Source organism: Rhodospirillum sp. A1_3_36, from assembly GCF_047263945.1.
In the GTDB taxonomy this organism is placed as follows: domain Bacteria; phylum Pseudomonadota; class Alphaproteobacteria; order Rhodospirillales; family Rhodospirillaceae; genus Rhodospirillum.
The window spans coordinates 132,843-150,599 of the sequence record NZ_JBLAVB010000002.1 but is presented as its reverse complement, the minus strand read 5'-3'; the positions used below and the strand labels follow the sequence as shown (position 1 = coordinate 150,599).

Sequence of the window (17,757 nt, the reverse complement as noted above, 5' to 3'; positions counted from 1 at the left end):
GGACCCCAGAATGGAACGATATAGGGAGTGTCTGTGATGAGCACGATTGCCGGATTGGTCCGTTTTACAGATCGGCCAGTGGATCGGAGCGACCTTGCGGGCGCTGCTCGGTATTTGGCCGACCCGGGTGTCGGTGAGGCAGTCTTTTGGTGCGAGGGGTCCGCAGGACTGGTGGCACGGCAACGCTTCAGCACGCCCGAAGACCGCTTTGAGCGGCAGCCTTGGGTCGGTGCCGGTGGTCGATTGGTCCTTGTCTTTGATGGGCGCCTGGATAACCGGGAGGAGATCATCGATGCGCTGGGCTTGTCGGTCGATCCAACGGATGTGCTTCCGGACGGTGCGCTTCTTTTGCGGTCATTCGAGCGGTGGGGGGAAAGTGCCCTGCCTCGCTTTCTCGGCCCCCTTTCGTTGGCCCTATGGGATGGCGCCGAGCGGCGCTTGCTGCTGGCTCGGGATCATCTCGGACGGCGCGCGCTCTATGTTCACCAGGGTCAGGGGTTTGTCGCCTTCGCCTCCACCCTTCAGGCCCTTTTGGCGATGCCCCAGGTGCCGCGGCGGTTGAACGAGGAAAGGCTGGGCGATTTCCTGGTGCTCAATTTCAAGGGAACCGAAGAGACCTTGTATGACGGTCTGTTGCGTGTTCCAGCCGCTACGGCGCTGGCTTTTGATCGCCAGGGTGTCGTCCGACGGAACCAATATTGGGCCTTCGATTTGACACGACGGATCCGGTTTCGGTCGGACGGCGAGTATGTGGAGGCGGCCCGGGAGCAATTGGATCGGGCGGTGGCGCGGCGGTTGCGGTCGGACGGACCCGTTTCTGCGACCATGAGCGGGGGACTGGATTCCTCGGCTGTCGCCACATCAGCGGCTCGACAAATGGCGCCCAACCGGTTGTTGACATTGACGGCAGTGCCGCCGCCCGGGTTTGCGCTGTCTGAAACGCCCCGCACGCAATATGTCGATGAGACACCCTACGTGCGTGCTATCGCAGCCATGCATCCCAACATGGATCTTCAGTTGATCTGGTCGGAGGGGACCCATGCGCTGGAGCGTGACCCCACCGCGTTGTTCGAAGCGGGGGGCTTGCCGATTTACGGTCCCACCAATTTTGGATGGTTCGCCCCCTTGACCGAGGCATCCCTGCAAGCCGGTTCGCGGGTTGTGCTTGGGGGGCAAGCGGGGAATGCTATGTGGAGTTGGAACGGACTGGAGCGTTTGGGCGAATTGTTTTCCCGTGGCCGTTGGATCCGCCTTTTGCGGGAACTGGACGCCGCCGGAAAGATCCATGGCGGGCGGAAACACCTTCTCCGCAGCCATGTGATTCATCCGATGATTCCCGCTTGGCTCGGTCGGATCTACCTGCAAATGAAAGCCGGACACCCGCAACGGTGGAATCGGTTCAGTGGCATCAATCCCCAATTTGCAGTTGATATTGGTCTCTATCAGCGCAATCTGCAGGCGGGTCAGGGACCCGCAATGAGGGATTTTCGTCCCCAGTCTTTGGTGCGTCTCGACCGCTTGGTTCATAACAATGGGAGTGATGGGCGTGCGGTTTTAAGGTCTCTGTTCGGTATCGAGGACCGGGATCCCCTGGCTGACCGGAATTTGGTGGAATTCTTTTTGGCGCTCCCCTCGGATCAATTCCTGCGCGATGGCGTGACGCGACGGTTGACTCGTCACGCTTTGGTCGACCGCCTTCCGAAGGAGGTAATTGAAAAGAATAGCTTTGGGCAACAGAATCCGGAGTGGTTTTCTCGGATGGCTGCAGATAAAATAAGAATGATGGATGATTTAAATAAAATTCGAAATTCGCCTCTTGCATCTCGCTGTATTGATGTGAGCCGTTTGTCGGGGATTCTTGAAAATTTTCATGAGGGGGGGTCTTGTTCGTTTTCTTCGATTCATTACTTGCTTCCAAGAGCTTTGCATGTTGGACTCTATTTGGTCTGGTTGGAAAAGAAGCTGGATTGAAGGGCTCTTCACGAAAGCGCAGGAGACGGAGGGACTGGGCTTTTGCATGGGGTATCATGGCAATCTCCTGGCTGGGCCGTGACGCCCACTTTTCGCCTGCGATCGGGCCATTGATGTCCCGTGAAATGGGCGTATTCTCGGAGGCCGTGCAGAAGGAGACCGTGAGCCATGCCGTCGAACAAGGCCACCGGTTTCAAGTCGTTGGAGACGGCGCCCCGCGTTTGAGGGGGGGGATGGAGCACTCTGGGGCGAAGGGCGCGGGGTCGGTTCTGCTAAAAAATTTCCGCCGCGCATGGAACCGACCTAGTTCTATTCCGCTCGGAGTGGTACTTTTCCCTTACTTATGAATATCTGAGACTGTTTTTGACGGTCCATATGGAGGGTCCCCATGGAAAATAAACTTGAAGAAGACGCGATCAAGACTGCCGCTGGTCGGAAACAGTGGTCCGCGCCAAAGCTGAGCAAGGTCGATATCGCAGAGGTGACTGAGAATTCGATTTCTGCGGGCACCGACGGAAAGGGTGGTGGTGAAACGGGAGCTACTGCGTCCTGAGGCCATTGAAGGGGCGGGACCGTCGGCGATCACGGCGGAACCCTGGACATCGAATGTGTGGTTCAAGCCTCCGACGGGATTTCAAGATCCTCTTCGGCGCGCGCGGCATAGGATTTTCGCGCAGATCGGATAATGTGATGATGGTCCGAGGCCCAGTTCACCAACGTCTGGATCGGATCCATCAAGGATTCACCCAGGGGCGTTAGGGCGTAGTCCACCCGGGGCGGTACCGTCGCGTGGACCGTCCGGGAGACGAACCCGTCCTCCTCCAGTCGCCTGAGGGTCTGGGCGAGCATGCGCCGGGAGACATCTGGTAGGGCGCGCTGAATTTCCATGAAGCGTCGCCCTTCCTCTGCCAAAGTCAGCAAAACCAGCGTGCTCCACTGGTCGCCGATGCGATCCAGGACGTCTCGAATGGGGCATTGGGGGGCGAAGTCGGCCTTGGTTCGGCGCATTTCTCATCTCCCATGGTTACTGTCAGGTAACGGAGGTACCGCAAAAACCCGTCTTGTGGCACGCGGCGGGGCGGCTCATCTTGATCTCACGTGGTTCCTTGAAGGAACTGAGTTTCTCGAATGTACCAAACTTCGAGATCGTGAGAAAGGACTGAAAGATGATCGTCGTCACCGCCGCTACCGGAAAGCTGGGTCAGGCCGTCGCCGCTGCAATGCTGGACAAGGGTGTGGACCCCGCGACCGTGTGTTTGACTGCCCGGGATCCGTCCAAATTGGCCGAGTGGTCGGCGAAGGGATTCGCCACCGCCCGCGCCGATTACGACGACCCGGCCTCCCTGGCCGAGGCCTTCGCGGGGGCCGACAGTCTGTTGCTCATTTCCAGCATGGGCACGAACGCGCAGCGCATTGCCCAGCACAAGGCAGCCATCGATGCCGCGAAGGCTGCTGGTCTGGGCAAGGTGGTCTACACCAGCTCCATCAACCCCAGCTCCGCCAGCGCCTTTACCTGGGCTGCCACCCATGAGGCGACCGAGGCGGACTTGAAGGCCTCTGGCTTGCCCTATGTGATCCTGCGGGATGCCATGTACCTGGCGAACATGGAGGGCGTTTTCGCCCAGGCCCTGGAAACGGGAACTCTGGCCTTCCCCGGTGCCTCGGGCAAGGTGGCCTATACCACCCATGGCGATGTGGCTGCGGCTGCTGTGGCGGCGCTCCTCAATCCGAAGGTGGTCAACCAGACCTATGAGATCACCGGTCCGGAGGCCTTGGACGGGGCTGGGCTGGCCTCCGCTCTAAGCGCCGCCACCGGAAAGCCCATCGCTTGGGCCGAAGCCCCCTATGAGGCCTTTGACGCCCTGTTCCGGGGCATGGGTCTGCCTGAATTCGTCGTCGAGGCCCTGTTGAGCATCTACAAGGCCTATGAAGCCGGGGAGTACGAAGACGTCAGTGACGCGGTTCCGACCCTTACCGGCCGCCCCGCCACTGCGGCGGTGGACGCGTTGAAGGTCCGGTTCGGATAGGCTTGGATCAAATGGTTAGAGCATCGAGTGGACCGGAAAACCGGTACCCACTTTTCCGCTCGATGCTCTAATACCAAGCGGCGCGGGTTTAAACCCACGCCGCTTTTCTTGTGTTCAAACGCCACGCGGGCTTTTACGCGCCATAAGGCGCGGTGGCCACTTGGCCGCTTCCAAGGTGCGGTGAGTCAAACTCATCGCACCTTGGTATTAGGCGTGTTTGGAAGGGAGGGCGCCCGGGATTGGCCTGGGCGCCCTTTTCATCGTCATTGACTGGTATGGTAGTATGGTGCAAAAAGAGTCCTACGATGTGATCCGCCGATGTCGGTTGTACTTGGCACGATCCGTAGGACACTCCGGCAATGGCCTCCTCCACAGCCGAATGGACAATCGATCGAGGGCTGCCTGTCGGTCCGCAGCTCTATCGGGTTTTGCGTGAGCGCATCATCCGCAATGATTTCCCTCCCGGCACGCGCCTTTCGGAGGCCGAGCTCGCCTTGGCCTTCTCCGTCAGTCGGCAGCCGGTGCGGGAGGCGTTCATCAAGCTCGCAGAAGAAAAGCTTCTCGAAATTCGCCCCCAAAGGGGGAGCTTTGTGCGGAGAATTTCCCGCGCCGCGGTCATGGACGCCCGGTTCATGCGCGAGGCGGTGGAAGCCGACGTCGCCAAACTGCTTGCCCAGTCCTCTGACAGGGCGCTGGTGGTCGAGCTGAGGCGGCAGCTCACCGAGCAGCGCGCGGTGGGGCAGGACAATCCCCTGCGATTCTGTCAATTGGATGAGCGCTTCCATCAAACCCTGATGGAGGCCTGCGGCAAGGCCCATGCTTGGCGGGTTCTCGAGACTCTGAAGGCTCAGATGGACCGTGTGCGCTTTCTCAGTTTCATGGTTTTTCCGATGGAAAAGCTGATCACACAGCATACGGCGCTCGTCGATGCCATCGAGGTTGGAGATCCTCTGGCCGCCGAGGCGGTTATTCGTGGTCACCTCCGGGAAATCCTTGAATATCTGCCAAAGATCGAACGGGAAATGCCCGAGTCCTTCGATGATGAAGACCGGTCAGAGGAGGAGGTGCCCCCCTGGAAGGGGAGACCTCTGCCGGGATGAGGGGGGCGGAAAACAGGGCTCCCTTCTGAGAACAAAAACGCCAGCCGTAAAGAGTGGCTCGAGTCACCACGGCACAGAACCAAAACTGGAGGAAACAGAGATGACATTTGCCCCTATCGCGAAGAGCATTGCCGCCGGAATGGCTGCGGTGATGATGATGACCGGATCGGCCCTGGCTGCCGATGTGACCTTGAAGCTGGGCCACCTCGCCAACGAGGAAAACATTTGGCACAAGGCCTCCCTCAAGTTCGCAGAGGAATTGAAGGCCCTGACCGATGGCCGCATCGAAGTGGAGGTCTATCCAAACGAATCCTTGGGCAAGGAGATGGACCTGATCAATGGCATGCAGCTTGGCACGGCCGATATGACAATCACGGGCGAGAGCCTGCAGAACTGGGCGCCGATGGCCTCCCTTCTGGCCGTTCCCTATGCCTACAAGTCCCTGGAACACATGGATGCCGTGGCGGGCGGGGAGATCGGTGACAAGATCAAGGCTCAGATCATCGAAAAGGCCCAGGTCCGGCCCATTGCCTATTTCGCCCGCGGACCCCGCGACCTGACGTCGAACCGTCCCATCAAGACTCTGGATGATCTTCAAGGGTTGAAGATGCGGGTGCCAAACGTTCCCCTGTTCGTCGATGTCTGGAAGGCGTTGGGGGCCAGCCCCACGCCGATGGCGTTCTCCGAGGTCTTCACCTCCCTGCAAAACGGCACGATCGATGCCCAGGAAAACCCCCTGGCTTTGATCAAGTCGGCGAACTTCAACGAAGTGCAGAAATACGTGAACAAGACCGAACATGTCCGCTCATGGATCTATCTGGTCATCTCCGAACTGACCTGGAACAAGCTGTCCGAGGCCGATCAGGCCGCCGTGATGGAGGCCGCCAAGCGGACCCAGGCCTATGAACGGGACCTGTTCCTCGCCGACGAGAAGCAACTGGTGTCGGAGCTGGAAGAAAAAGGCATGACCTTCGTTGATGTCGACAGGGCCGCGTTCGCCGCCAAGGCAAAGGACGCGGTTCTGGCCAACGTCAACGACGAAATCAAGCCGATCGTCGAGACGCTGTTCGCCAGCGAGTAAGTCTGCGCCACGATATCCAAGCCGACACAAGGACGGCGCGCCCCCTCAAGATGTGTGGGGGGCCGCCGGACGACTTGCCTCGTGTTGAAGTATGCCGTTTGGGGGGAAATCATGGTCCTGCGGACCGTTATCCGGGGTGTTCAGACCCTGTGCCAAGTTGCCATCGCCTTGTCTTTTTGCGTCATGATTGCCGCTGTGACCATCCAGGTTGTTGGCCGAAGTTTCGTCGGTGGCTCCCCGGTCTGGACCGAGGAGTTGACGCGCTTTGCCCTGCTGTTCCTCACCGCCTTTGGGGCGGGATTGGCTTTTCGCTCCGGTGACCTGGTCAATGTGGACCTGTTCAGTGAAGCCCTGCCGGGCCGCTTCCGCTGGCTGTCGAGGCTGATATCGGCCCTGGCGACGGCGGTTTTGTGCCTTGCCCTGATGAAACCCGCCTGGACCTTCACCTCCATCGGGGTCATGCAGACCTCGCCTGCGTTGGGGTGGCGCATGGACTTCATTCTGGTCAGCGTTTTTATCCTTCTGGGATCCCTGGCGTTTTTTTCCCTGGCGCGCGTGGTCGAAATGCTGACCGGCCAAGTGACCGGCACGTCCGGTCCGAATCGGGAGCAGTGAGATGGCCTTGGCTCTGTTGATTGGGGTCTTCGTGGCCGGTCTCGTCCTGGGGGTTCCCGTGGCCGTGACTTTAGGCCTGTCGTCCTTCGCCTATCTTCTGACGGCGGGGATTCCCCTCGTCGTCATACCGCAGAAGATGTATGCGGGTATCGACGTTTTCGTTTTGTTGTGTATTCCGGGCTTCATTCTTGCGGGCAATCTGATGAACGGCGGGGGGATTACCGAACGCATCATCCGCTTTGCCAATTCCGCAGTGGGCTGGGCACGGGGAGGACTCGGGCTGACGAATATCGCCGGATCCATGCTGTTCGGGGGGATCTCCGGCACGGCTGTTGCGGATTCCGCCTCCATTGGCGCGGTGATGATTCCGGGGATGACCAAGGTGGGCTATCCCGCCGGGTTTTCCGCTGCGGTAACGGCGGCCTCCTCCACGGTTGGCCCGATGATCCCGCCGAGCGTGCCGATGATCATTGTCGGGGCCCTGTCGGGTATTTCCGTGGGCCGCATGTTCCTGGCGGGCGCGGTGCCCGGAATCCTGATGGGCATCGCCATGATGATCACCTGTTACATCATTGCCGTGCGACGGGATTTTCCGCGCCAGGGGTGGCGTGGTTTCGGCGAATTGGCCAAATCCTTCCTTGGCGCGTTCTGGGCCCTGGCCATGACCGCCTTGATCATCGGAGGGCTTTTGAGCGGTTTGGCCACGCCCACGGAAACGGCCGTGGTGGCCTGCCTCTATGCCTTCGTTGTGGGGGTGTTCTTCTATCGGGAACTGCCCCTGCGACTCGTGCCCCGGATTTTGATCGATAGCGCCGTTTCCTCTGCGGCGATCCTGGTTTTGGTCGGATTTGCCAATGTGTTTGGCTGGATTCTCGTGTCGGAACGCATTCCCCAGATGATCGCGGGAGCCGTTCTGGATCTGACCGATAACAAATATCTGGTCATTCTGATCATCAATCTGCTGCTGTTTTTCGTTGGCATGTTCATGGAGACGATCGCGGCCCTGATCATCCTGTTCGTCCCGCTGTTATCCCTGGCCCAGGGCGTCGGGATTGATCCGCTGCATTTCGCCACCTTCGCGGTGCTTAATCTGATGCTTGGACTGACGACGCCGCCGGTCGGTGTCTGCCTGTTTGTTTGCGCCAATATCGCGAAACTGCCCTTGATGGAGGTGGTGCGGGCCATCCTGCCCTTCCTGCTGACCAACATCGTGGTTCTGCTGCTCGTGTCCTACATTCCGGCCATTTCCATGTGGCTGCCGTCCCTGCTTTTGGATTAGGAGGTTTTTGCCATGAAAACCCGGGTTTGTCGCTTGTATGACCAGAACGATATCCGTGTCGAGACCGAGACGGTTGCCGAACCCGCCCGCGGTGAAGTGCGAGTCGCTGTGGGGGCCGGAGGAATCTGCGGCTCGGATTTGCATTACTATCTGGATGGCGGGTTTGGTCCCATTCGCGTGCGGGAGCCCATTATTCTCGGCCATGAAGCAGCGGGAACGGTGGAAGCGGTCGGCCCCGGGGTGGAAGGGCTGTCTCCGGGCGATCGGGTGGCGATCAACCCCAGCCAGCCCTGCGGTCACTGTTCGTATTGCGCGGAAGGTCTGTTTATCCACTGCTTGAACATGCGCTTCCAGGGCTCCGCCATGCGGGTTCCCCATCAGCAGGGGTTGTTCCGAGATCTCATCGTTCTCAATTCGGACCAATGCCTGAAGGTGAGCGATCGGGTTTCACCCAGGGAGCTGGCCTGTTCCGAACCGCTCGCCGTTGGTATCCACGCGGTCAAGCGGGCGGGAGAGATCTCGGGGAAACGGGTTCTGGTCACCGGTGCGGGACCCATTGGCTCCCTTTGCGTCGCCGCTATCCGTCGGGCGGGGGCTGCGGATATCGTGGTAACGGACCTGCATGCGGCAACCTTAAATGCTGCGGCTCGGATGGGCGCAAATCGAACGATTAATATGGCCGAGGAGCCGGATGGTCTGGACGCCTATGCTGCCGACAAGGGAACCTTCGATGTGGTCTTCGAATGCTCTGCGTCGCCCGTTGCGATCAAAGGCGCCATGACGGCCCTCCGGCCCCGGGGCCGCTTCGTCCAACTGGGGGTGGCCGGTGATCTGGAGGTTCCCTTGAATGTCCTGGTCGGAAAGGAAATCACCGTGATCGGAACGCACCGGTTCCATGGGGAGTTCGCCGAGGCCGTTCGGGCGATCGAAAGCGGCATGATTGAGGTGAGGCCAGTTGTCACCCACTCCTTTCCCGTCGAGAACGCCAAGGAGGCCTTCGCCTACGCATCGGATCGGTCCCGGGCCGTCAAGGTTCAGCTCACGTTTGCGGAGGGGTGACGGGAGATGTCTAATCGTTCACTAAAATCGAACGAAATAACGAAATCGTTCCGTTAGACTTATTGATAAAAACCGCCATTCTCATGGGGACTTCATTGTTCCCATGGGGGCTGACATGTACACCGCGATTACCCAACCCTTCGCCTCGCTGGACAGGCATGCCGTCAGAGGCGTGATGCTTGTCGCGCTTTTTGCCTTTGCCGCCCAACAGATGGCCACGCTGTCTCCCATCCAGCGTCTGGGCATCAGTCCGCTGATCGTTGGCATAGTGATTGGCATCTTTTACGGCAATACCCTGCGCCACCACCTGCCCACCCAATGGGTGCCGGGGATTCTGTTTTCTTCGAAGCAGCTTCTGCGGATGGCCGTGGTGCTCTACGGTTTCCGGATCACCTTCCAGGATATTCTTCTGGTGGGGGGCGAGGGCATTACCCTCAGTGTTGTCATGCTGAGCAGCACATTTGTTCTTGGGGCGTGGTTGGGGATCAAGGTGTTCGGGTTGACGCCCCGATTGGCCCTGATGATTGCCGCCGGGTCCTCGGTCTGCGGGGCCGCAGCGGTTTTGGCGACCGAGCCGGTGGTGAGGGGACGCCCCCATGAAAGTGCCATCGCCGTGGGAACGGTGGTTATTTTCGGCACGCTGGCCATGTTCCTCTATCCCCTGGCCTACCGGTCGGGTCTGCTTGATCTCAACCTGGAGACCTATGGCTTATATGTGGGGTCCAGCCTGCACGAGGTGGCTCATGTGGTCGCTGCGGGCCGCGCCATCGCCGACGAGGCGGCCAATAACGCGGTGATCGTCAAGATGCTGCGGGTGATGATGCTGGTACCCCTGCTCACCATCCTGGGCTTGGCTCTGACCCGCTTTGGCTCCAAGGCTGTGGCTTCGGAGGAAGGGGAGGGCGTGGGAACGGCGAAGGGAAGTTTTCCCTGGTTTGCCCTGTGGTTCATCGTTTGCGCCGGGATCAATTCCCTGCACATCGTGCCCCCTGCGGCGGTGGAGGTCATCAACACCCTCGACCTGTTCATTCTGACGATGGCTATGTGTGCACTGGGCATGGAAACCAGCCTGACCAAGGCGCGCAAGGTGGGGGCCAAGCCCTTCGTGATGGCCTTGGTCCTTGCCCTTTGGCTCGCCATCGGTGGATATTGGATGACCCTTTTGGTCCATCATTTGTGGGCTTGAACGGCGCCGTTATCCTGTAAACTGAAGGAGTTCCCCTCCGTTGACGCTCGACCAATTGCGTGTTTTCGTCGCCGTCGCCGAGCTTCAACATGTCACCAAGGCGGCGGGGCGGCTGAACCTGACCCAGTCGGCGGTCAGCGCGGCGGTCAGCGCCTTGGAGAGCCGTTACGGGACGCCCCTGTTCCACCGTGTGGGCCGGGGCATCCAATTGACGGCAGAGGGAACGATCTTCCTGGACGAGGCGCGGGCTGTTTTGGACCGGGCGGAGGCGGCAGAACGGGTCCTGACCGAACTGTCCGGTCTGACCCGGGGATCCCTGAATGTGTGGGCCAGCCAGACCATCGCCGCGACTTGGCTCCCGCCTCTTCTCCACCTTTTCCACCAAACCTACCCGGGTATCCGGTTGGAGATCCGCCAGGGCAATACGGCAGACGTGATCGCCGCCGTTCTGTCGAGCGCGGCGGACTTGGGATTTGTGGAAGGCAGCGTATCCGATCCCCGATTGGTGGCGGAAAAAGTGGCCGAGGACGAGATGGTCCTGGTGACGGGGCGCCAGGGGGATCCCGATCCCGCAGATCTGTCGCGCTGGCGCTGGGTTTTGCGGGAGAAGGGCTCGGGAACCCGTGAAGTGATGGAGCGCGCCCTGGCCGAGGCCGGTCTGAGGCGGGAGAGTCTTGAGGTTATGCTGGAGTTGCCGTCCAACGAAGCGGTCTGTGCGGCGGTCGCGGCGGGCGCGGGGGCGACGGTGATTTCCCGGCTTGCGGCAGCGCCCCGGGTTGCGTTGGGAGAATTGGTGGTGGTTGGCGCGCCGCTGATCCGCCGGGATTTCCTGGCGATCCGTTCCGGAGATCGCCGCCGAGGCCGCGCGGAAGAGGCGCTGCTGGGGCTGGCGCGAGGGGAAGCCGTTTAGAGCATGTTGCGTGAAATGTGATTCACGCAACATGCTCTAGATCAAACCGCCTTAAATCGGAATCGATTTAAGGCGGGTAATTTGATCTAGATTCAACAGGTTGAGCATCGAGTGGATCGGAAAACCGGTTCCCACTTTTCCGCTCGATGCTCTAAAGAAAAAGGAAGGTCTGGAAGCCTGCTTCCAGCGGGGTTCGGGGTCGGCCCCGTCGGGCCGAAGGCCCGAAGAGCAGAGGGCGCGCTCCCACGAGAGGATACGCGCCCTTTTTTCGCGTGAGCCGCTGACTGAAATCAGGCCGAAGCCTTCTTCCTGACCGTAACGGGGATCTCCAGCCTGTCGACCATCTCCTTGGGGACGACCTGCCAGAAGTGGCCCACCAAGCGGTCCCAATCGAGAAGGATGTGTTCGGCGTACTTGGACTGGGTTTCGGACACATGCTCCTGGATCAAGGCCTTCAGATCCTCGGCATAGTGTTCGACCTCCAGGCGTTGCCAGATCACCGAGTCCGGGTTCACCCGCTGTTCGAAGGTGTCGTCGGGATCGTAGATATAGGCCATGCCGCCGGTCATGCCTGCGCCGAAGTTGGCACCGACTTCACCCAGGATCACGGCCGTTCCGTTGGTCATGTATTCGCAGCCGTTGGAGCCGCATCCCTCGATCACCACCTTGGCGCCGGAGTTGCGGACGGCGAAGCGTTCGCCCGCCTGACCGGCTGCGAACAGCTTGCCGCTGGTTGCTCCGTACAGGACCGTGTTGCCGATGATGGTGTTCTCGTTGGTCTTCAGCGGGCTGGAGACGGCGGGGCGGACAACGATGGTGCCACCGGACAGACCCTTGCCGACATAGTCATTGGAGTCGCCGAACACTTCCAGCTTCAGACCTTGGACCGCGAAGGCGCCCAGGGATTGGCCGCAGGAGCCGCGCAGACGCACGGTGATATGGCCGGGCTCCAGCCCGGTCATGCCGTATTTGGTGACGATCCGATGGGACAGCTTGGTGCCGATGGCCCGCAGGGTGTTGCGCACCGTATAGGTCAGCTGCATCTTCTCGCCATCCTCAAGCGCGGACTTGGCGTCGGCGATCATCTGGGCGTCCAGGGTCTCCGGAACTTCGTTCCGGCCTTCCATGGTGCAGATGTTCGCACCCACGCCGGTGTCCGGCTGAACCAGGATGGGGTTCAGGTCCAGGTCGTCCAGGTGTTCGGCGCCCCGGCTGACCTGATGCAACAGGTCGGTGCGACCGACCACCTCGTCCAGCGAGTGCATGCCCAGGGAGGCGAGGATTTCCTTCACCTCCTCGGCCATGAAGCTGAACAGGTTCACCACCTTTTCCGGTGTGCCGGTGAACTTGCCGCGCAGCGCATCGTCCTGGGTGCAGACCCCGACGGGGCAGGTGTTGGAATGGCACTGGCGGACCATGATGCAGCCCATGGCGACCAGACTGGTGGTGCCTACGCCGTATTCCTCAGCGCCCAGCATGGCGGCGATGACCACATCGCGACCGCACTTGATGCCGCCGTCGGTGCGCAGGGTTACCCGGTGACGCAGGCGGTTCAGGGTGAGGACCTGATGAACCTCGGCCAAACCCATTTCCCAGGGCAGACCGGCGAACTTGACCGAGGTCTGCGGGCTGGCGCCCGTGCCGCCGTTATGGCCGGAGATCAGGATGACGTCGGCGTTTGCTTTCGCGACGCCCGCAGCGATGGTGCCTATGCCCGAGCGGGACACCAGCTTCACGCAGACCTTGGCCCGGGGGTTGATCTGCTTCAGGTCGTAGATGAGCTGTGCCAGATCCTCAATGGAGTAGATGTCATGGTGCGGCGGCGGGCTGATCAGCATCACGCCCGGGGTGGAATGCCGCAGCTTGGCAATCATCTCGGTGACCTTGAAGCCGGGCAACTGCCCACCCTCGCCGGGCTTGGCACCCTGGGCCACCTTGATCTCGATTTCCCGGCATTGGTTCAGGTATTCGGCGGTGACGCCGAAACGGCCCGAAGCCACCTGCTTGATCGAGGAATTGGCGTTATCGCCATTGGCCGCAGGCTTGTACCGCTCGGGCACCTCACCGCCCTCACCGCTGTCGGATTTGGCGCCAATGCGGTTCATGGCAATGTTCAGCGTGCCATGGGCCTCCGGCGACAGGGCGCCGAGGGACATGGCTGGCGTGACGAAGCGCCGACGGATGGTGGTGATGCTTTCCACATCGTCGATGGGCAGGGCCTCGCCCGTGGGCTTGAAGTCCAGCAGGTCGCGGATGGTGATGGGTGGCAGCTTGCGCAGACCGGCGGTGTACTTCTTGAAGGTCTGGTAGCTGTCCGTCGCCACGGCTTGTTGCAGGGTGTGGATCAACTGCCCATCGAAATGGTGGGCTTCGCCGCCCTGCTTGCGCACCCGGTAGAAGCCACCAACGGGCAGCACAACCGCCGCAGAACCGAAGGCCTTGGCGTGCTGCTCGATCACCTTTTTCTGGATGCCCAGCAGTCCCAGGCCGGAGATGCGGCTGGGCATGGCCGGGAAGTATTCGGCAACCAGGGAGCGGGAGAGCCCCACGGCCTCGAAGTTGCAGCCCCCCCGGTAGCTGGAGATCACCGAGATGCCCATCTTGGACATGATCTTCAGCAGACCTTCGTTGATCGCTTTCTTGAAGCGGACCATGGCCTGTTCGAGGCTCATCCCTTCGGGGAAGAGGCCGCGACGCAAGCGGTCGGCGACGCTCTCCTGGGCCAGCCAGGGGTTCACTGTGGTGGCACCCACGCCGATCAGCACGGCGAAGTAATGGGTGTCCAAGACCTCAGCGCAGCGCACGTTCAGGGAAGTGAAGGTCCGCAGTTGTTCCCGGATCAGATGAGTGTGAACTGCGCCGGTGGCCAGGATCATGGGAATCGCGGCCCTTGTGGGGCCGATATCCCGGTCCGTCAGAATGACATGGGTGCAGCCTCCGCGAACGGCTTCCTCGGCTTCTCTCTGCACGCGTTTGATGGCGTCGCGCATGGCCGTGGGGCCGCCCTTCGGATCGAAGGTGCAATCCACCTCGGCTGCGGTTGCGCCCATGAAATCGCGCATGGCCTTGAATTCCGCCGTGGTCAGCACGGGGCTTTCAAGCTGCAGCAGGTCGCATTGGCTGGGGTCTTCGTCCAGGATATTCCCCAGGTTGCCCAGGCGGGTTTTCAGGCTCATCACCCGGGTTTCGCGCAGGGCGTCGATGGGCGGGTTGGTCACCTGGGAGAAGTTCTGGCGGAAGAAGTGGTTCAACGGACGATAGAGGGCAGACAGCACCGCCAGCGGCGCATCGTCGCCCATGGAGCCCACGGCTTCTTTGGCATCTTCCACCATGGGATGGAGGATCAGCTCCATGTCTTCCATGGTCTGGCCGCAGGCGAGTTGACGGCGCCGCAGCTCCTCGGTCTCCAGCAGGGAGGGCTCCGTGGAGTCGGAGATATGGCGTTCCAGTTCCTGGATACGGCTCACCCACTCGCCGTAGTTTTCCCGGCCCGACAGCGTGTCCTTGATGTCGCTATCGGTATAGAAACGGCCTTCCCTGAGGTCCACGGCGATCATCGCGCCGGGGCCAAGGCGGCCCTTCTGGACGATGTCGCTTTCTGCCACACGGACCATGCCCGCTTCGGAACCGACGATCAGCAGGCCGTCTGCGGTGATGGAGAAACGCATGGGCCGCAGACCGTTGCGGTCGAGACCGGCGACCACCCACCGACCATCGGTGGCGGCGATGGCTGCAGGACCGTCCCAGGGCTCCATGATGCAGTTGACGTAACTAATCAGGTCCTTGTGGTGATCCGGCATCAGCGCGTTTTGGGTCAGACTTTCCGGGATCACCATGGCCTTGACCATGGGAGCCGGACGACCGGCCCGGCAGAGCAGTTCGAAGACACTGTCCAGGGCGGCGGAATCGGAACTGCCCGGCTGAATCACCGGCTTCAGGTCCTCGATCTCGTCGGCGAACAGCGGCGCGGCCATGCGGGTTTCGTGGGCCTTCATCCAGTTCACGTTGCCCGTCAGCGTGTTGATCTCGCCGTTGTGGGCGAGCATGCGGAAGGGCTGGGCCAGACGCCAGGTCGGGAAGGTGTTCGTGGAATAGCGCTGGTGGTAAATGGCGAAACTGGAGACGAACAACTCGTCCAGCAGGTCCGGATAGAAGCTGGTCAACTGTTCGGCCAGGAACATGCCCTTATAGATGATCGACCGGCAGGAGAGCGAACAGAGGTAAAGCTCCGGCAACTGATTGAGCAGGGCCTGCTTTTCGATGCGGCGCCGGATGACAAAGAGATCCCGCTCGAATTTGTCGTCGTCCACCCCGCGGGTGTTGGCGATCATGATCTGTTCGATCTCGGGGCGGGTGGCGTTGGCCTTTTCGCCGATGATCGAGGTATCGACGGGAACCTGACGCCAGCCATAAATGGTGTAGCCGTGGTTCAGAATCTCGCTTTCCACGATGGTCCGGCAGTGTTCCTGAGCATTCAGGTCCGTTTTGGGCAGGAAGACCATACCCACGGCCAGACGGCCGGGCAGGGGCTCGTGGGCCGTGCGGCGGATGTGCTCCTTGAAGAATTCCTGGGGAATTTCCACGTGAATGCCCGCGCCGTCGCCCGTTTTGCCGTCGGCGTCCACGGCGCCCCGGTGGAACAGCACCTTCAGGGCGTCGACGCCGGCCTCGACCACGCTGCGGCGGGGTTTGCCGTCGATCGCGGCGACCAAGCCAACTCCGCAGGAGGCATGCTCATCTGCGGGGTTGTAGGCATGGGCGGCTTCCAACAGGGCGGCGTCGCGTTCCCAGCGGGCGACGAATTCGGCTCCGGTCTCGGGAGCAGAGCGGGAGGGGATCTTGTCGTGGTGCGTCATGTCGTAAACTCCTTTCGGTCGCCGGGGCTTCAGGACACTTGGGCCAGTTCGGCTGCCAGCTTGCTTGCCGGCTCGGCGGTCTGGGCGGAGGTTTCGGACTGGGACGCCTTGGCGTCCAGGTAGCGGAGGATGCCTTCGGCGGCGTCGCGGCCATCGCGGACCGCCCAAACAACCAGAGAGGCGCCCCGAACGATGTCACCGGCGGCAAAAACGCCGTCCATGTCACTCATTTTGGTCACGGGATCGACCTGGACGGTGCCCCAACGGGTGATGGGCAGCTTGGGCTCGCCGAACAGGGTGGGCAGGTCCTCGGGCTCGAAGCCCAGGGCGGCGATGACCAGATCAGCGGGTTCGGTGAACTCGGAGCCCTCGATCACCTGGGGCACCTGACGCCCCGTGGCGTCGGCAACACCCAGGCGCATGCGCACGGCCCGCACCGCCGTGGCCTTGTCGTCTCCCAGAACGGCTTCCGGCGCGCTCAGCCAGACGAAGTCCACGCCCTCTTCCATGGCGTTGGCCACTTCGCGTTGGGAGCCGGGCATATTGGCTTGGTTGCGGCGATACAGGCACTTCACGGAGGTCGCGCCCTGGCGGATGGCGGTGCGCAGGCAGTCCATGGCGGTGTCTCCACCGCCGACGACCACGACGTTTTTGCCCTTGGCGTTCAGGGTGCCGTCTTCATATTCGGGGACGGTATCGCCCAGGTCCACCTTGTTGGATGCGGTCAGGTAGTCGAGCGCCCGATGGACGCCGGGAAGGCCCGCACCGGGGACAGTCAGGCCCCGGGCCTTGTAGACGCCGGTGGCGATCAGAACCGCGTCATGCTTGGCACGCAGCTCGGCCAGGGTCGCATCGCGGCCCACCTCGAAATCGGTTTTGAGGGTCACACCGGCGTCGGCCAGCAGCTTGACCCGCCGCGCCACCACATCCTTTTCCAGCTTGAAGCCGGGGATGCCATAGACCAACAGGCCGCCGATGCGGTCGTAGCGGTCATAAAGGGTGACCTGGAAGCCCATGCCGCGCAGTTGCTCGGCGGCAGCCATACCACCGGGGCCACCGCCGATAATGCCGACGGTTTCGCTCCGCTCGGTCACGGGCTTGACGGGCTTGACCCAGCCGTTCTCCCAGGCCGTATCGGTGATGTGCTTCTCCACGCCACCGATCGATACGGAGCCATGGCGGGATTGCTCCAGCACGCAGGAGCCCTCGCAGAGGCGGTCCTGGGGGCAGATGCGACCGCAGATCTCGGGCATGTTGTTGGTCGCCGAGGAGACGGCATAGGCCTCCTCCAGGCGTCCGCTGGCGGTCAGCATCAGCCAGTCGGGGATATTGTTCTGCAGCGGGCAGTGGATCTGGCAAAAGGGAATGCCGCATTGCTCGCAACGGGAGGCTTGATCCCCGGCGCCATCCTCGGTGAAGCCGCCATAGATTTCCTGGAAATCGCCCTTGCGGTCCTCGGCGGCGCGTTTGGCGGGCATTTCCTTTTCCAGCCGCGTGAATTGCAGCATCTTGCGTGCCATGGGCGGGCTCTCCTCGTTGTCGGCGGTCTTCTGCGTGTTTGCGGAAGTCCCCTTGTGGTGTTCCGTCGCAGACGCGGCGGCGTGAACCCGAGGGTCCGCCATGCCTCGTCCCAATCGTTTAGGACCCCCACCGCCAAGTACCAGGGCCATTCA

At 61.4% G+C, this 17,757-nt stretch carries 13 protein-coding genes; 10 read left to right on the top strand and 3 right to left on the bottom strand.

Annotation, left to right across the window (positions count from 1 at the left end; genetic code table 11):
* The first annotated feature begins 36 nt into the window (after positions 1 to 36).
* Positions 37 to 1,971 carry an asparagine synthase-related protein gene (locus ACLIRY_RS05285; RefSeq protein WP_413204316.1) on the top strand — a complete coding sequence of 645 codons (1,935 nt, stop codon included), beginning with the start codon at positions 37 to 39 and terminating at the stop codon, positions 1,969 to 1,971.
* A 388-nt stretch (positions 1,972 to 2,359) separates the two neighbouring features.
* Positions 2,360 to 2,524, top strand: a complete 165-nt coding sequence (locus tag ACLIRY_RS05280; protein WP_413204315.1) for a hypothetical protein — start codon at positions 2,360 to 2,362, stop codon at positions 2,522 to 2,524.
* A gap of 62 nt (positions 2,525 to 2,586) precedes the next feature.
* Here the strand turns inward: ACLIRY_RS05280 and ACLIRY_RS05275 are convergent, their stop codons facing one another.
* On the bottom strand, positions 2,587 to 2,979 hold the full coding sequence (locus tag ACLIRY_RS05275) for a winged helix-turn-helix transcriptional regulator (protein WP_413204314.1): 393 nt from the start codon (positions 2,977 to 2,979) through the stop codon (positions 2,587 to 2,589).
* A gap of 158 nt (positions 2,980 to 3,137) precedes the next feature.
* Here ACLIRY_RS05275 and ACLIRY_RS05270 point away from each other — a divergent pair, with 158 nt between their 5' ends.
* From ACLIRY_RS05270 to ACLIRY_RS05235, 8 genes are all read left to right on the top strand, one after another.
* On the top strand, positions 3,138 to 3,998 hold the full coding sequence (locus tag ACLIRY_RS05270) for an NmrA family NAD(P)-binding protein (RefSeq protein WP_413204313.1): 861 nt from the start codon (positions 3,138 to 3,140) through the stop codon (positions 3,996 to 3,998).
* A gap of 359 nt (positions 3,999 to 4,357) precedes the next feature.
* Positions 4,358 to 5,098, top strand: a complete 741-nt coding sequence (locus tag ACLIRY_RS05265; RefSeq protein ID WP_413204312.1) for a GntR family transcriptional regulator — start codon at positions 4,358 to 4,360, stop codon at positions 5,096 to 5,098.
* 100 nt (positions 5,099 to 5,198) lie between these two features.
* Entirely contained in the window at positions 5,199 to 6,179 is a 981-nt protein-coding gene (locus ACLIRY_RS05260) for a TRAP transporter substrate-binding protein (protein ID WP_413204311.1), read from the top strand.
* 81 nt (positions 6,180 to 6,260) lie between these two features.
* Positions 6,261 to 6,794, top strand: a complete 534-nt coding sequence (locus tag ACLIRY_RS05255; protein ID WP_413204310.1) for a TRAP transporter small permease — start codon at positions 6,261 to 6,263, stop codon at positions 6,792 to 6,794.
* Between the two features lies 1 nt (position 6,795).
* Complete coding sequence (locus ACLIRY_RS05250) at positions 6,796 to 8,073, top strand: TRAP transporter large permease (RefSeq protein WP_413204309.1); 1,278 nt, start codon at positions 6,796 to 6,798, stop codon at positions 8,071 to 8,073.
* A 12-nt stretch (positions 8,074 to 8,085) separates the two neighbouring features.
* Positions 8,086 to 9,132, top strand: coding sequence for an L-idonate 5-dehydrogenase (locus tag ACLIRY_RS05245; RefSeq protein ID WP_413204308.1), 1,047 nt, complete (start codon positions 8,086 to 8,088; stop codon positions 9,130 to 9,132).
* 115 nt (positions 9,133 to 9,247) lie between these two features.
* Positions 9,248 to 10,318, top strand: a complete 1,071-nt coding sequence (locus ACLIRY_RS05240; protein ID WP_413204307.1) for a YeiH family protein — start codon at positions 9,248 to 9,250, stop codon at positions 10,316 to 10,318.
* Positions 10,319 to 10,358: 40 nt separating this feature from the next.
* Positions 10,359 to 11,228, top strand: a complete 870-nt coding sequence (locus tag ACLIRY_RS05235; protein WP_413204306.1) for a LysR substrate-binding domain-containing protein — start codon at positions 10,359 to 10,361, stop codon at positions 11,226 to 11,228.
* Between the two features lie 290 nt (positions 11,229 to 11,518).
* Here the strand turns inward: ACLIRY_RS05235 and gltB are convergent, their stop codons facing one another.
* Both gltB and ACLIRY_RS05225 read right to left on the bottom strand, forming a co-directional pair.
* Positions 11,519 to 16,084: a glutamate synthase large subunit gene (gene gltB / locus ACLIRY_RS05230; protein ID WP_413204305.1), complete on the bottom strand. Its 4,566-nt coding sequence runs from the start codon at positions 16,082 to 16,084 to the stop codon at positions 11,519 to 11,521.
* 29 nt (positions 16,085 to 16,113) lie between these two features.
* Positions 16,114 to 17,604 carry an NAD(P)-dependent oxidoreductase gene (locus ACLIRY_RS05225; protein WP_413204776.1) on the bottom strand — a complete coding sequence of 497 codons (1,491 nt, stop codon included), beginning with the start codon at positions 17,602 to 17,604 and terminating at the stop codon, positions 16,114 to 16,116.
* Between the last annotated feature and the right edge of the window lie 153 nt (positions 17,605 to 17,757).

What these genes read in the sequence shown, in the direction of transcription:
- ACLIRY_RS05245 (WP_413204308.1), top strand. Translation starts at nt 8,086, where the DNA reads ATGAAAACCCGGGTTTGTCGCTTGTATGACCAGAACGATATCCGTGTC.
- ACLIRY_RS05275 (WP_413204314.1), bottom strand. Translation starts at nt 2,979, where the DNA reads ATGCGCCGAACCAAGGCCGACTTCGCCCCCCAATGCCCCATTCGAGAC.
- ACLIRY_RS05250 (WP_413204309.1), top strand. Translation starts at nt 6,796, where the DNA reads ATGGCCTTGGCTCTGTTGATTGGGGTCTTCGTGGCCGGTCTCGTCCTG.
- ACLIRY_RS05265 (WP_413204312.1), top strand. Translation starts at nt 4,358, where the DNA reads ATGGCCTCCTCCACAGCCGAATGGACAATCGATCGAGGGCTGCCTGTC.
- ACLIRY_RS05240 (WP_413204307.1), top strand. Translation starts at nt 9,248, where the DNA reads ATGTACACCGCGATTACCCAACCCTTCGCCTCGCTGGACAGGCATGCC.
- ACLIRY_RS05225 (WP_413204776.1), bottom strand. Translation starts at nt 17,604, where the DNA reads ATGGCACGCAAGATGCTGCAATTCACGCGGCTGGAAAAGGAAATGCCC.
- gltB (WP_413204305.1), bottom strand. Translation starts at nt 16,084, where the DNA reads ATGACGCACCACGACAAGATCCCCTCCCGCTCTGCTCCCGAGACCGGA.
- ACLIRY_RS05270 (WP_413204313.1), top strand. Translation starts at nt 3,138, where the DNA reads ATGATCGTCGTCACCGCCGCTACCGGAAAGCTGGGTCAGGCCGTCGCC.
- ACLIRY_RS05260 (WP_413204311.1), top strand. Translation starts at nt 5,199, where the DNA reads ATGACATTTGCCCCTATCGCGAAGAGCATTGCCGCCGGAATGGCTGCG.
- ACLIRY_RS05280 (WP_413204315.1), top strand. Translation starts at nt 2,360, where the DNA reads ATGGAAAATAAACTTGAAGAAGACGCGATCAAGACTGCCGCTGGTCGG.
- ACLIRY_RS05285 (WP_413204316.1), top strand. Translation starts at nt 37, where the DNA reads ATGAGCACGATTGCCGGATTGGTCCGTTTTACAGATCGGCCAGTGGAT.